Origin of the sequence: Bacillus sp. PS237, from assembly GCF_037963345.1 — a bacterium.
Taxonomy (GTDB): domain Bacteria; phylum Bacillota; class Bacilli; order Bacillales; family Bacillaceae; genus Bacillus; species Bacillus subtilis.
In genome coordinates this window covers 2,518,706-2,532,155 of sequence record NZ_CP150156.1, presented here as the reverse complement: position 1 = coordinate 2,532,155, position 13,450 = coordinate 2,518,706, and the positions used below count along the sequence as shown (strand labels likewise).

Below are 13,450 nucleotides of genomic sequence, written 5' to 3'. Positions count from 1 at the left end.
GTTGAAATGAAGAAAATCGGAATTTTCGGAGGCACGTTTGACCCTCCGCATAATGGTCACCTCTTAATGGCGAATGAGGTGCTGTACCAGGCGGGGCTTGATGAAATTTGGTTTATGCCTAATCAAATTCCGCCGCATAAACAGAACGAAGACTATACCGACAGCTTTCATCGCGTGGAAATGCTAAAGCTTGCAATTCAATCTAATCCGTCCTTTAAGCTGGAGCTTGTTGAAATGGAAAGAGAAGGGCCATCATATACCTTTGATACCGTTTCTTTACTGAAGCAGCGTTATCCAAATGATCAGCTGTTCTTTATTATCGGCGCTGATATGATTGAATATTTGCCGAAATGGTATAAGCTGGACGAGCTGCTGAACCTCATTCAATTTATTGGAGTAAAGCGCCCCGGTTTTCATGTTGAAACCCCTTATCCGCTTCTCTTTGCAGACGTTCCGGAATTTGAGGTATCATCAACTATGATAAGGGAACGGTTTAAAAGCAAGAAGCCCACTGACTACTTAATCCCTGATAAAGTGAAGAAGTATGTAGAGGAGAATGGTTTATATGAATCGTGAGGAGGCACTTGCATGCGTGAAGCAGCAATTGACCGAACACCGATATATCCATACGGTTGGCGTGATGAACACGGCGATCGAACTTGCGGAGCGTTTTGGAGCCGATTCTAAAAAAGCGGAAATAGCGGCAATCTTTCATGATTACGCCAAATTCCGCCCGAAAGAAGAAATGAAACAAATTATTGCGCGTGAAAAAATGCCTGCGCATTTATTGGATCATAATCCGGAGCTCTGGCACGCTCCGGTCGGCGCTTATTTGGTCCAAAGAGAGGCAGGGGTTCAAGATGAAGACATTCTTGACGCCATTAGGTATCATACCTCAGGCCGCCCCGGCATGACACTTTTAGAAAAAGTCATTTACGTTGCCGATTACATTGAGCCAAACCGGGCATTTCCCGGTGTCGATGAGGTGCGTAAGCTTGCTGAGACAGATTTGAATCAAGCGCTGATTCAGTCCATTAAAAATACAATGGTTTTTCTTATGAAAAAAAATCAACCGGTTTTTCCAGACACATTTTTAACGTATAACTGGCTTGTGTCTGGCAGCTGAACAGGAGGAATTTGTGAATGAACCAAAAGTCCATTTTAAAGATCGCAGCTGCGGCTTGCGATGATAAACGGGCAGAGGATATTTTAGCACTGGATATGGAAGGTATTTCTCTGGTTGCTGATTATTTTCTGATCTGCCACGGAAATTCAGATAAACAGGTACAGGCGATTGCCCGTGAAATCAAGGATCAAGCTGATGAAAACGGCATTCAAGTCAAAAAGATGGAAGGCTTTGATGAAGCAAGATGGGTTCTCGTTGATCTAGGCGATGTAGTTGTCCATGTCTTCCACAAGGATGAAAGAAGCTACTACAACCTTGAAAAGCTGTGGGGAGACGCTCCGCTCGCAGATCTTGACTTTGGAATGAATCAATGATTTATCAAGGCTTTGCAAGCGTGTATGACGAGCTAATGTCACACGCGCCTTACGATCAATGGACAAAATGGATTGAAGCATCTCTCCCGGAAAAAGGCCGTATTCTCGATCTGGCATGCGGCACGGGGGAAATCTCCATCCGGCTTGCCGAAAAAGGCTTCGAGGTTACAGGCATCGATCTCAGCGAAGAGATGCTTTCTTTCGCCCAGCAAAAGGTATCGAGTAGCCAGCCTATTTTATTTCTTCAGCAGGATATGAGAGAGATTACCGGCTTTGACGGTCAATTTGACGCTGTTGTGATATGCTGTGACTCATTAAATTATTTAAAAACAAAAAATGATGTGATCGAAACCTTTAAAAGTGTTTTTCGGGTATTAAAGCCTGAAGGCATCCTGCTGTTTGATGTTCATTCATCTTTTAAAATTGCGGAAGTCTTTCCGGATAGCACATTTGCTGACCAGGACGAAGATATCAGCTATATTTGGCAGAGCTTTGCCGGAAGTGACGAGCTTTCTGTCATTCATGATATGTCGTTTTTTGTGTGGAACGGAGAAGCGTATGATCGTTTTGATGAGACACACGAGCAAAGAACGTTCCCGGTGGAAGAATACGAAGAAATGCTTAAGAACTGCGGCTTTCAGCTCCATCGCGTGACAGCTGATTTTACGGATACCGAGCCATCAGCACAATCAGAACGCCTCTTTTTCAAGGCGCAGAAATCAAAAACCATCGTTTCCTAAAACGATGGTTTTTTAAAATGCTTTTTTATGCTTTTGCAGTACAGACGAACGTATGACATACTCGTCTACACATGAAACTGCTTTTTCACTGCGGAAATATCCTCCTCGTACTTCATATGAGTATTTTGAAATACCCGGTGAAACATATCCTGCACACCGCTTTCCAGCGCTTTAATGCCTTCTCCTGTTACACCGCCTTTAACGCAAACCTTTTCCTGTAATGCAGGCAGGGTATACAATTCGGTTTCTAACAGTTTTCCCATTCCGACAAGCATTTCCTTACACATCAAAATCGCGTCCTGTTTAGACACTGATGTTTCCGAAACAGCTGCATCTATAAACCGCTGAATCAGATAGCTCATAAAAGCGGGGCCGCAGCTTACGATGTCTGATGCAACCCTCGTGATGTCACTTTCAATTTGCAGCGGATGAGAGATATGCTGCATCAGCTCATTGATTTTCGCTTTTGCAGATTCGCCGCAGCTTGTGCCGAAAGTGACGAGAGAAACACCTGCCAGCGCTCTGTTCGTAATACTTGGGATCACTCGCGCCACTTGACACGGCACATATTGTTCGAGCTGTTCGGTTTGAACGGGGCTTGTAATTGAAATGAGAATATGATCTTTTCTTAAATAAGGTAACGCTCTTGCCAGTAAAGGATATATATCAAGCGGCTTAACACAAATAAAAATCATCTCGTTTTCAGAAACGAGCTTTTCGAGACTTTCGGTAACGTTTATGCTGTTGTAGCGGTTTTTTATGTGCAACGCTTTTTCAATTGTGCGGTTTGTGATTGTCATGTTTGAGGGATCGGCCGCTTTTGATTCAATAAATGATTCGATAAGGATCGTACCCATATTTCCTGTGCCGATAAAGCCTATCTTCAATGGTTTCCCCTCCTTTGAGCTATTATCCTCTAAACCATATGTGTTATGAAAATAAAATATGACGAAAGCGGGGAACATGCACGATGAATTGGTTGAATCAGCATAAGAAAGCAATTATTTTAGCGGCTTCTGCGGCTGTTTTCACAGCGATTATGATCTTTCTGGCCACAGGGAAAAATAAAGAGCCGGTGAAGCAAGCTGTACCAACAGAGACAGAAAATACAGTGGTAAAGCAGGAAGCAAACAACGACGAGTCAAACGAAACAATTGTGATAGACATCAAAGGTGCTGTTCAGCATCCTGGCGTTTATGAAATGCGAACAGGGGACAGAGTATCTCAGGCAATTGAGAAAGCGGGCGGGACCAGTGAACAAGCAGACGAAGCGCAAGTAAATTTGGCGGAGATTCTGCAGGACGGGACAGTGGTGTACATCCCGAAAAAGGGAGAGGAAACAGCAGTGCAGCAAGGTGGCGGAGGGTCTGTCCAAAGCGATGGAGGGAAGGGAGCGCTGGTGAATATCAATACAGCAACCTTAGAGGAGTTACAAGGCATCTCAGGGGTGGGGCCATCCAAAGCTGAAGCTATTATTGCATACCGGGAGGAAAACGGTCGTTTCCAAACAATTGAAGATATCACTAAGGTTTCAGGAATAGGTGAAAAGTCATTTGAGAAAATAAAGTCTTCCATTACAGTAAAGTGATTTGACGGTCATGCATTATGATAGGTAAACTAAAGGTCAGGCAACACAACATTTGGAGGGAACAACGTGGAACGAATTTCATGGAATCAATACTTTATGGCTCAAAGCCATTTATTGGCGCTGCGCAGCACATGTCCGAGATTATCTGTCGGCGCTACTATAGTCAGAGACAAACGCATGATAGCAGGAGGCTACAATGGGTCAATCGCGGGCGGCGTACATTGTGCAGATGAAGGATGCTTAATGATAGATGATCATTGCGCAAGAACCATTCACGCTGAAATGAATGCGATTCTTCAATGCTCTAAGTTTGGGGTGCCGACTGATGGAGCCGAGATTTATGTGACGCATTATCCGTGCATTCAATGCTGCAAATCTATTATTCAAGCTGGTATCAAAACGGTTTATTATGCTGAGGATTACAAAACACATCCGTATGCGCAGGAATTATTTGAACAGGCGGGTGTAACTGTTGAACAGGTTGAACTCGATGAAATGATCGTTGATCTGAAAAACAGAGAAAAGCTTTCATTTGTAGCGGGTCTAATAGGGAAATTGGCTGATGCCGGTTTAGCGGAGGAAGAATTGAAAAAGATACATGAACAGGCGAATACACTTTTCACGAGCTACGTGTGATGAATGCGTAATTCGCGCTTATTATTGCCTATGGCGGCAGCTTCGGCAACGGCTGGAATTACTGCCGCCGCTTATTTCCCCGCTATTTTTCTTTTCATCCTCTTTCTCCTCATCATTTTAATCAAAACGAGGCACGCTTTTCTTATTATTGTTTGTTTCTTCTCTTTTATATTGTTTTTTGTACTGTATGCAGTCACAGATTCTCAGAATGTCTCTTCCTATCGGCAGGGAACCTATCAATTCAAGGCAGTGATTGACACTATTCCCAAAATTGACGGCGACCGTATGTCTATGATGGTTGAGACACCTGATAAGGAAAAATGGGCTGCTGCGTATCGCATTCAGTCTGCTGGTGAAAAAGAACAGCTGTTATACATAGAACCAGGAATGTCATGTGAGTTGACTGGTACATTGGAAGAACCGAATCACGCAACTGTGCCGGGTGCATTTGATTATAACGAGTATCTTTATCGGCAGCATATTCATTGGAACTACTCTGTCACGTCTATCCAAAACTGCAGCGAACCTGAAAATTTCAAGTACAAGGTGCTCAGCTTGAGAAAACATATCATATCATTCACAAACAGCCTTCTGCCTCCTGATTCGACAGGGATTGTACAGGCACTTACAGTTGGTGACAGATTTTACGTGGAGGATGAAGTGCTTACCGCGTATCAAAAGCTTGGTGTTGTCCATCTCTTGGCAATATCAGGACTCCACGTGGGGATTTTGACAGCAGGTTTGTTTTATATCATGATCCGCCTTGGTATAACTAGAGAAAAGGCGTCAATTCTGTTGCTGTTATTTCTGCCGCTCTATGTGATGTTGACCGGCGCTGCTCCTTCAGTGCTACGCGCCGCTCTCATGTCGGGTGTTTACTTAGCTGGAAGTCTTGTCAAATGGCGTGTCCGCTCTGCAACTGCAATTTGCCTTTCGTACATCGTCCTTCTGCTCTTCAATCCTTATCATCTCTTTGAAGCCGGTTTTCAGCTATCGTTCGCCGTCAGTTTTTCTTTAATTCTATCCTCTTCTATTTTTCAGCAGGTTAAAACCTCCTTGGGGCAGCTGACAATTGTATCACTCATCGCTCAGCTGGGCTCGCTTCCGATTCTCCTATATCATTTTCATCAGTTTTCTATCATCAGCGTACCGATGAATATGTTGATGGTACCATTTTATACCTTCTGTATTTTGCCGGGAGCTGTAGCAGGTGTTCTTCTATTAAGTCTTTCCGCTTCGTTTGGGAGATTGTTTTTCAGCTGGTTTGATTTATTGATAAGCTGGATCAATAGGTTAATCACAAACATTGCAGATGTTGATGTGTTCACGATTATGATCGCACATCCTGCACCTGTTTTGCTTTTTTTATTCACAGTCACGATCATCCTATTGCTTATGGCGATTGAAAAACGCTCCTTGTCGCAGTTGATGGTAACCGGAGGCATTTGCTGCACGGTGATGTTTCTGCTCTTTATATATCCGTGTCTTAGTTCCGAAGGAGAAGTGGATATGATAGATATTGGACAGGGTGACAGCATGTTTGTAGGTGCTCCGCATCAGCGGGGTCGTGTCTTAATTGATACCGGCGGCACTTTGTCTTACTCGTCAGAGCCTTGGCGCGAAAAACAGCATCCGTTTTCACTGGGGGAAAAGGTGCTGATTCCGTTTTTAACTGCTAAGGGAATCAAGCAGCTTGACGCTTTAATTCTGACGCACGCTGACCAAGATCATATCGGAGAGGCGGAGATTCTGCTGAAGCATCATAAAGTAAAGCGCCTCGTGATTCCGAAAGGGTTCGTTTCTGAACCTAAAGATGAGAAAGTGCTGCAGGCAGCCAGGGAAGAGGGAGTGGCAATTGAAGAGGTGAAGCGAGGCGATGTGTTGCAAATAAAGGATTTGCAGTTCCATGTACTGTCACCGGAAGCACCTGATCCGGCAAGCAAAAATAATTCATCTCTCGTTCTGTGGATGGAGACGGGCGGTATGAGCTGGATCTTGACGGGTGATCTGGAGAAAGAAGGGGAACAAGAGGTGATGAACGTGTTTCCGAATATAAAAGCAGATGTGTTAAAGGTGGGGCACCATGGGAGCAAAGGCTCTACCGGTGAAGAATTCATCCAACAGCTTCAGCCGAAAACGGCCATTATCTCAGCCGGGAAAAACAATCGGTACCATCATCCTCATCAAAAAGTTCTGCAACTATTACAGAGACATTCTATCCGCGTGCTGCGAACAGATCAAAACGGAACGATCCAATATAGATACAAAAACAGAGTTGGAACCTTTTCTGTCTATCCTCCATATGATACATCAGATATAACAGAGACGAACTAAAAAAGACTGCCGAGAAATCAGCAGCCCGGGCAGTCGCTGTTATGAACCAACTAGGTGAATAACCGTTGCCATGACAAACAAGAAGGCGAAAAATCCGAAGGACACAACAAAACCAACAGCTGAATCTACAGCATCATTTCGTTTGCTTTGAACGTTTTTTTCAAAATCATTCAACTTTATCCCTCCTGACTGACTTAAGTATAATGGAATTGTTTTGAAAAATCTAGAAGCTAAGGTAACGTTTTCTGTTCTGGTGATTATCGCCTTTTTACAAGCTGTCCCGGGGGCTTGCGAACAGGCGTTTAATATAAATGGGGAAGCAGCAGTCAGGCTTCCTCTTTACTATTTTGCAAACTCAATTTAGGATAGAAGGGGATGATGAAAGAGAGGAAGTCGTACAACAATGGTATTTGATGTGTGGAAAAGCCTGAAAAAAGGAGAGGTCCATCCGGTTTATTGTTTATACGGAAAAGAGACATATCTGCTGCAAGAAACCGTCAGCAGGATCAGACAGACGGTCGTTGATCAGGAGACAAAGGATTTCAATCTGTCCGTTTTTGATCTGGAAGAGGACCCGCTGGATCAAGCGATTGCAGATGCTGAAACGTTTCCGTTTATGGGGGAGCGGCGTCTTGTCATTGTGAAAAATCCATATTTTTTAACAGGTGAAAAGAAAAAAGAAAAAATTGAGCACAACGTCAGTGCGCTTGAATCATATATACAATCACCTGCGCCTTACACAGTCTTTGTCCTGCTTGCTCCGTATGAAAAGCTTGATGAGCGAAAAAAGCTGACGAAAGCGTTAAAGAAGCACGCGTTTATGATGGAGGCGAAGGAATTAAATGCAAAGGAAACGACAGACTTTACTGTCAACCTTGCAAAAACAGAGCAGAAAACAATCGGCACGGAAGCGGCGGAGCATTTGGTTCTGCTTGTGAACGGTCATCTGTCATCGATTTTTCAGGAGATTCAAAAGCTCTGCACGTTTATTGGAGATCGTGAAGAAATTACGCTGGATGATGTAAAAATGCTTGTTGCTAGAAGCCTTGAACAAAATATTTTTGAGCTGATCAATAAAATCGTCAACCGAAAACGAACAGAGAGTCTGCAAATTTTTTATGATTTGCTAAAACAAAATGAAGAACCGATCAAAATTATGGCGCTTATTTCGAATCAGTTCCGGCTGATTCTGCAGACGAAGTACTTCGCGGAACAGGGATACGGACAAAAACAAATCGCTTCTAATCTAAAAGTTCACCCATTTCGGGTAAAGCTGGCGATGGATCAAGCAAGGCTTTTTTCAGAGGAGGAGCTCCGTTTAATTATTGAACAGCTTGCCGTCATGGACTATGAGATGAAAACCGGGAAAAAGGACAAGCAGCTCCTGCTCGAACTGTTCCTTTTACAGCTGTTAAAAAGAAATGAAAAAAACGATCCCCATTATTGAGGATCGTTTTTATATTATGCAGAAAGTCCGTTCACTTTTTTCGCTAGTCTTGATTTGTATCGAGCTGCGGTATTTTTGTGTACAAGACCTGTTTTCACTGCTTTATCAATACGTTTAGCTGCTTCAGTAAGAGCAGTTTTCGCTTTGTCAGCTTCGTTGTTGGCAACAGAAGCTTCAACTTGTTTGATTGCAGTACGCATAGCAGATTTGATTGTCGCGTTATGAACGCGGCGTTCGTTGTTTGTTTTTGTACGTTTAATCGCTGATTTAATGTTTGGCATGTGTTTCACCTCCTAAGATACAACCTGTAGCACAGTGTCTTAAGGTTAAATCTTCTTCACAATAGAACAAATTGTATTCTATCAAACACACCTTTAGATTGCAATATAAATGTAAAGTATTTTTCATTGAAGGTTCTCTTTTTAGCATGATTTATTCAGCAAATGGCAACAATATAGGTACTTAATGTGAAGGAGGCCCCTGTATGAAAAAGAGTGAGCTGGATGTGAATCAGTATTTGATACGGACCGATTTGGCAGTGGAAACGAAGGAAGCAATGGCCAATCAGCAGGCTGTGCCGACAAAAGAAATTAAAGGCTTTATTGAAAAAGAGCGTGATCACGGCGGCATTAAAATCCGCACAGTTGATGTTACAAAGGAAGGCGCAGAGCTTTCGGGAAAAAAAGAAGGGCGCTATTTAACGCTTGAAGCACAGGGAATCAGGGAGAATGATTCGGAAATGCAGGAGAAGGTCTCTGCTGTCTTTGCGGAGGAATTCTCAGCTTTTCTTGAAAACCTTAATATCTCAAAAGATGCGAGCTGTTTGATCGTTGGGCTCGGCAACTGGAACGTGACACCTGATGCGCTTGGACCGATGGCAGTAGAAAATCTGTTGGTAACAAGGCACTTGTTTAAGCTTCAGCCGGAAAACGTACAGGAGGGTTACAGGCCTGTCAGTGCTTTTGCACCGGGTGTAATGGGGATAACAGGAATCGAAACAAGTGACATTATTAAAGGTGTGATTGAGCAATCGAAGCCTGATTTTGTCATCGCCATTGATGCGTTGGCGGCGCGGGCGGTGGAAAGGGTCAACACAACCATTCAAATATCGGATACAGGCATTCACCCGGGGTCTGGAGTGGGGAATAAACGAAAAGATTTAAGCAAAGACACGCTTGGTGTTCCGGTGATTGCTATCGGTGTTCCGACAGTAGTTGATGCCGTGACAATTGCCAGCGACACGGTGGACTACATATTAAAACATTTTGGCAGAGAAATGAAGGATAACAGGCCATCAAGATCGCTTGTTCCGGCAGGCATGACGTTTGGGAAAAAGAAAGTGCTCACTGAAGACGATCTTCCCGATCAAAAGCAGCGCCAATCGTTCCTAGGTATTGTCGGAACCCTTCAAGAAGATGAAAAACGGCAGCTCATTCACGAGGTGCTTTCGCCTTTAGGGCACAACTTAATGGTTACACCGAAGGAAGTCGATTCATTTATCGACGATATGGCAAATGTTTTAGCGAACGGATTAAACACAGCGCTTCATGAAAAAGTGTCACAAGAAAACAAAGGCTCCTACAATCACTAAACAGTTCTACTTCCTCTAGCTTGTTCATAGAGTAATTACTAGACAAGCGCTGGAGGGATTCAATGAGAAATAAACGCAGAAACAGACAGATTGTTGTTGCGGTAAATGGAGGGAAAGCGGTAAAAGCCATCTTTCTATTTATCGTAAGCCTTATCGTGATTTTTGTTCTATCCGGTGTGCTGACGTCTCTCCGGCCGGAACTTAGGCCGTCGTCTGACTCTTTTTATGGGATTGCTGAAGAATTGCCGGGTGACGTATTTGCACATTTGCTGCAGATGGAAAACCATTATTTCGCTTCTGACCTCTCTCAAACAGACAGCTCATTTCATCTTTCTCGTCTTTCTTTAAAGCTGGCGACGAGCATTAACCTCGAAGATCCGCGGAGCTTTCTCGGTCGGGAGCTGCCAGGATTTGCACAATTTGATACCGAGATTTTGTTAGCTGGACAAGGAACGGATTATACGAATATGCCTGCGGAATCGCCGCCGCCGTCTAAGGTGATGGAGGAAGAAAGAGAAGCGAATTTGGCAGAGATTGAAAAACAGCAAACGCAATCAGATAATGCGCAAAAAGATCCGCCGAAACAAACAACAGGTGATAAAAAGGTCGTGTTTATCTATCACACGCACAATACGGAATCATATCTCCCTCTATTAAAAGGCGAGACCGATCCTGACATGGCGCGCCATTCTAAAGCCAATGTCACGCTTGTAGGAGATATGTTCGGACAAGCGCTTGAATCCCAGGGAATCGGAGCCACAGTGAATAAAACCGATATACAGTCAAAATTGAATAAAAAAGGCTTAAACTATGCCAGGTCCTATGATGAATCAAGGCCGGTCGTGAAAGACGCCCTCGCTTCAAACAAAAATCTGCAATATATCATTGACATCCACAGAGACTCTCGGCGCAAAAAAGACACAACCGCAACGATTAAAGGGAAAAGCTATGCCAGGGTAGCCTTTGTCGTCGGGAAAAAAAGCAAAAACTTCGAAGAAAACTATAAAATTGCGAGTGAGCTTCATAAACTGATGGAGAAAAAATACCCCGGACTTAGCACAGGTGTCTTTTCCAAAGGCTCGCCAGGCGATAATGGTGTTTACAATCAGGATTTAACCGATAGAGCGCTTTTGCTCGAGTTTGGCGGAGTGGATAATAATCTCGAAGAGCTGCAGCGTGCGGCTAACGCGGCCGCGGACGTATTCAGCGAAATGTACTGGGATGCTGAAAAGGTCAACGCAGCGAGCGGGGAGACGAAAAAACAATAAGAAATAGGTGGTTGATTTGATTGCATACTTTGGAAAGTGCTTACTGCTTGTCACGATCATGTTTTTAGGCGTTCTGTTCGGCATGCAGCAGGCAAACCACGGGATGCTGAGTATGAAAGGCTATCATGACCCTTCACTGAAGGGGGCGTTTACGCTCACCGACGGAAAAGATAATGAAAAAGAAGCCTCAATCCTAGGAGAAACAGTCACGGCAAAAGATTTAGTAGAAAAACAAAAAGAGCTGGAAAAGGTGGAGACATTCAATATGTTTTCAAAAGCCGGAAAAGCGCTTTCGGACACCGTAACCAATACTGCCCAGTCAATGTATGAATGGATACGGGATATGAATCAATAAGTACGTGAAAGAGAAAAGCAACCCAGATATGATAGGGAACTTTTCTCTTTCTTGTTTTACATTGAATCTTTACAATCCTATTGATATAATCTAAGCTAGTGTATTTTGCGTTTAATAGTAGGAGTGATAGATTGTGACAGATAAAGAAAAGCGTTTAGAGAGGCAATCGAGAATACGGAATTTCTCTATCATTGCCCATATTGACCACGGAAAATCGACCTTAGCGGATCGTATTTTAGAAAAAACGTCGGCAATCACTCAACGAGAAATGAAAGAACAATTGCTCGATTCTATGGATCTTGAACGTGAGCGGGGCATAACCATTAAATTAAACTCTGTTCAGCTTAAATATAAAGCAAAAGACGGAGAAGAATATATCTTTCATCTAATCGATACGCCGGGACACGTCGACTTCACGTATGAAGTATCCCGAAGCCTTGCTGCCTGCGAGGGAGCGATTCTTGTCGTGGATGCAGCCCAGGGGATTGAAGCGCAGACGCTCGCCAATGTCTACTTAGCGCTTGACAACGATCTTGAAATCCTTCCGGTCATCAATAAAATCGACCTTCCGAGCGCCGAGCCCGAACGTGTGCGCCAAGAGGTAGAAGACGTTATCGGCCTTGACGCATCAGAAGCCGTGCTTGCTTCAGCAAAAGCCGGTATCGGGATTGAGGAGATTTTAGAACAAATCGTAGAAAAGGTGCCAGCTCCGACCGGAGATCCGGAGGCGCCGCTCAAAGCGCTGATCTTCGACTCGCTTTATGACGCCTACCGCGGTGTCGTGGCTTATATCAGAGTCGTTGAAGGAACGGTAAAGCCGGGACAAAAAATCAAAATGATGGCAACCGGCAAAGAATTCGAAGTAACAGAGGTGGGCGTGTTCACGCCGAAAGCAACTCCGACAAATGAACTGACGGTCGGTGATGTAGGCTTCCTGACTGCCTCAATCAAAAATGTTGGTGACACACGTGTCGGTGATACAATAACGAGCGCTGCCAATCCTGCAGAAGAAGCGCTGCCGGGATACCGCAAGCTAAACCCGATGGTGTACTGTGGTTTGTATCCGATTGATACAGCGAAGTATAATGATTTAAGGGAAGCTCTTGAAAAGCTTGAGCTGAATGATTCCTCCCTTCAATATGAAGCGGAAACTTCGCAAGCGCTTGGATTCGGGTTCCGCTGCGGATTTTTAGGCATGCTTCACATGGAGATCATTCAGGAGCGAATTGAGCGTGAGTTCAACATCGACCTGATTACGACAGCGCCAAGCGTTATCTATGACGTGTATATGACAGACGGCGAAAAGGTCGTTGTCGACAACCCGTCCAACATGCCGGATCCTCAAAAGATCGAAAGGGTTGAGGAGCCATACGTAAAAGCGACGATGATGGTGCCGAATGACTATGTCGGCGCTGTAATGGAGCTTTGCCAAGGAAAACGCGGCAATTTCATTGATATGCAGTATTTAGACGCAAACCGTGTCAGCATCATTTATGATATGCCATTAGCGGAAATCGTATATGAGTTTTTTGATCAGCTGAAATCAAGCACTAAAGGCTATGCGTCCTTTGATTATGAACTGATCGGCTACAAACCGTCCAAGCTTGTGAAAATGGACATTATGCTGAATGGTGAAAAAATCGATGCCCTTTCCTTTATCGTGCATCGTGATTACGCATATGAACGGGGAAAAGTGATCGTTGAAAAACTGAAAGAACTCATTCCGCGCCAGCAGTTTGAAGTTCCGGTACAAGCCGCAATCGGCCAGAAAATCGTGGCCCGCTCCACCATAAAAGCAATGCGTAAAAACGTATTGGCTAAATGTTACGGAGGGGACATCTCGCGTAAACGGAAACTTCTTGAAAAACAAAAAGAAGGAAAGCGCCGTATGAAGCAGGTCGGCTCAGTTGAAGTGCCGCAAGAAGCATTTATGGCAGTTCTGAAAATGGACGACAGTCCGAAAAAACAATAGAAGCCGCCGCAGTCTTGTA

General features: G+C 44.1%; 16 protein-coding genes. 13 read left to right on the top strand and 3 right to left on the bottom strand.

From position 1 onward, the window contains the following. Positions 1–6: 6 nt before the first annotated feature. The 4 genes from NST22_RS13015 to NST22_RS13000 are packed head-to-tail and all read left to right on the top strand — an operon-like array spanning position 7 to position 2,240. Complete coding sequence (locus NST22_RS13015) at positions 7–576, top strand: nicotinate-nucleotide adenylyltransferase (protein ID WP_004398676.1); 570 nt, start codon at positions 7–9, stop codon at positions 574–576. Next, positions 566–1,126: a bis(5'-nucleosyl)-tetraphosphatase (symmetrical) YqeK gene (gene yqeK, locus NST22_RS13010; protein ID WP_004399059.1), complete on the top strand. Its 561-nt coding sequence runs from the start codon at positions 566–568 to the stop codon at positions 1,124–1,126. Before NST22_RS13015 ends, yqeK begins: the two co-directional genes overlap by 11 nt. Before the next feature lie 17 nt (positions 1,127–1,143). Further along, positions 1,144–1,500 carry a ribosome silencing factor gene (gene rsfS, locus NST22_RS13005; protein WP_003229971.1) on the top strand — a complete coding sequence of 119 codons (357 nt, stop codon included), beginning with the start codon at positions 1,144–1,146 and terminating at the stop codon, positions 1,498–1,500. Continuing rightward, positions 1,497–2,240, top strand: a complete 744-nt coding sequence (locus tag NST22_RS13000; RefSeq protein ID WP_003229973.1) for a class I SAM-dependent methyltransferase — start codon at positions 1,497–1,499, stop codon at positions 2,238–2,240. Before rsfS ends, NST22_RS13000 begins: the two co-directional genes overlap by 4 nt. Before the next feature lie 65 nt (positions 2,241–2,305). On the opposite strand, the gene comER is transcribed toward NST22_RS13000, so the two are convergent. Next, complete coding sequence (gene comER / locus NST22_RS12995; protein WP_004398597.1) at positions 2,306–3,127, bottom strand: late competence protein ComER; 822 nt, start codon at positions 3,125–3,127, stop codon at positions 2,306–2,308. An 83-nt stretch (positions 3,128–3,210) separates the two neighbouring features. Here comER and comEA point away from each other — a divergent pair, with 83 nt between their 5' ends. The 3 genes from comEA (at position 3,211) to NST22_RS12980 (ending at position 6,798) form a co-directional block, all read left to right on the top strand. Then, positions 3,211–3,828: a competence protein ComEA gene (comEA, locus tag NST22_RS12990; protein ID WP_004398514.1), complete on the top strand. Its 618-nt coding sequence runs from the start codon at positions 3,211–3,213 to the stop codon at positions 3,826–3,828. A gap of 66 nt (positions 3,829–3,894) precedes the next feature. Then, positions 3,895–4,464, top strand: a complete 570-nt coding sequence (locus NST22_RS12985) for a ComE operon protein 2 (RefSeq protein WP_003229978.1) — start codon at positions 3,895–3,897, stop codon at positions 4,462–4,464. A 3-nt stretch (positions 4,465–4,467) separates the two neighbouring features. Further along, complete coding sequence (locus tag NST22_RS12980) at positions 4,468–6,798, top strand: DNA internalization-related competence protein ComEC/Rec2 (RefSeq protein WP_009967776.1); 2,331 nt, start codon at positions 4,468–4,470, stop codon at positions 6,796–6,798. A gap of 39 nt (positions 6,799–6,837) precedes the next feature. Here the strand turns inward: NST22_RS12980 and NST22_RS12975 are convergent, their stop codons facing one another. Then, a complete protein-coding gene (locus NST22_RS12975) occupies positions 6,838–6,972 on the bottom strand; it encodes a YqzM family protein (protein WP_003229983.1) in 135 nt (44 codons plus the stop codon). Positions 6,973–7,012: 40 nt separating this feature from the next. Between NST22_RS12975 and NST22_RS12970 the strand changes: the two genes are divergently transcribed. Together NST22_RS12970 and holA are read left to right on the top strand one after the other, a co-directional pair. Beyond that, on the top strand, positions 7,013–7,162 hold the full coding sequence (locus NST22_RS12970) for a hypothetical protein (RefSeq protein ID WP_003229985.1): 150 nt from the start codon (positions 7,013–7,015) through the stop codon (positions 7,160–7,162). 39 nt (positions 7,163–7,201) lie between these two features. Continuing rightward, entirely contained in the window at positions 7,202–8,245 is a 1,044-nt protein-coding gene (holA, locus tag NST22_RS12965; protein ID WP_003229987.1) for a DNA polymerase III subunit delta, read from the top strand. A gap of 14 nt (positions 8,246–8,259) precedes the next feature. On the opposite strand, the gene rpsT is transcribed toward holA, so the two are convergent. Beyond that, the gene (gene rpsT, locus NST22_RS12960) at positions 8,260–8,526 is read right to left on the bottom strand and encodes a 30S ribosomal protein S20 (protein ID WP_003229989.1); all 267 of its coding nucleotides are present in this window, start codon (positions 8,524–8,526) and stop codon (positions 8,260–8,262) included. Positions 8,527–8,729: 203 nt separating this feature from the next. On the opposite strand from rpsT, the gene gpr reads away from it, so the two are divergent. The 4 genes from gpr to lepA all read left to right on the top strand — a co-directional run bounded on the left by gpr (position 8,730) and on the right by lepA (position 13,431). Further along, positions 8,730–9,836: a GPR endopeptidase gene (gpr, locus tag NST22_RS12955; protein WP_003229991.1), complete on the top strand. Its 1,107-nt coding sequence runs from the start codon at positions 8,730–8,732 to the stop codon at positions 9,834–9,836. 62 nt (positions 9,837–9,898) lie between these two features. Beyond that, positions 9,899–11,104, top strand: coding sequence for a spore autolysin SpoIIP (spoIIP, locus tag NST22_RS12950; RefSeq protein WP_003229993.1), 1,206 nt, complete (start codon positions 9,899–9,901; stop codon positions 11,102–11,104). A gap of 16 nt (positions 11,105–11,120) precedes the next feature. Beyond that, entirely contained in the window at positions 11,121–11,459 is a 339-nt protein-coding gene (locus tag NST22_RS12945) for a YqxA family protein (protein WP_004399162.1), read from the top strand. A 133-nt stretch (positions 11,460–11,592) separates the two neighbouring features. Next, positions 11,593–13,431 (top strand): translation elongation factor 4, encoded by a 1,839-nt coding sequence (gene lepA / locus NST22_RS12940; protein ID WP_003229999.1) that lies wholly within the window; start codon positions 11,593–11,595, stop codon positions 13,429–13,431. Positions 13,432–13,450 lie beyond the last annotated feature (19 nt).

Bases quoted from the DNA above. Each gene is read 5' to 3' on its own strand.
- NST22_RS13015 (WP_004398676.1), top strand. From the start codon at position 7: ATGAAGAAAATCGGAATTTTCGGAGGCACGTTTGACCCTCCGCATAAT.
- yqeK (WP_004399059.1), top strand. From the start codon at position 566: ATGAATCGTGAGGAGGCACTTGCATGCGTGAAGCAGCAATTGACCGAA.
- rsfS (WP_003229971.1), top strand. From the start codon at position 1,144: ATGAACCAAAAGTCCATTTTAAAGATCGCAGCTGCGGCTTGCGATGAT.
- NST22_RS13000 (WP_003229973.1), top strand. From the start codon at position 1,497: ATGATTTATCAAGGCTTTGCAAGCGTGTATGACGAGCTAATGTCACAC.
- comEA (WP_004398514.1), top strand. From the start codon at position 3,211: ATGAATTGGTTGAATCAGCATAAGAAAGCAATTATTTTAGCGGCTTCT.
- NST22_RS12980 (WP_009967776.1), top strand. From the start codon at position 4,468: ATGCGTAATTCGCGCTTATTATTGCCTATGGCGGCAGCTTCGGCAACG.
- holA (WP_003229987.1), top strand. From the start codon at position 7,202: ATGGTATTTGATGTGTGGAAAAGCCTGAAAAAAGGAGAGGTCCATCCG.
- rpsT (WP_003229989.1), bottom strand. From the start codon at position 8,526: ATGCCAAACATTAAATCAGCGATTAAACGTACAAAAACAAACAACGAA.
- gpr (WP_003229991.1), top strand. From the start codon at position 8,730: ATGAAAAAGAGTGAGCTGGATGTGAATCAGTATTTGATACGGACCGAT.
- spoIIP (WP_003229993.1), top strand. From the start codon at position 9,899: ATGAGAAATAAACGCAGAAACAGACAGATTGTTGTTGCGGTAAATGGA.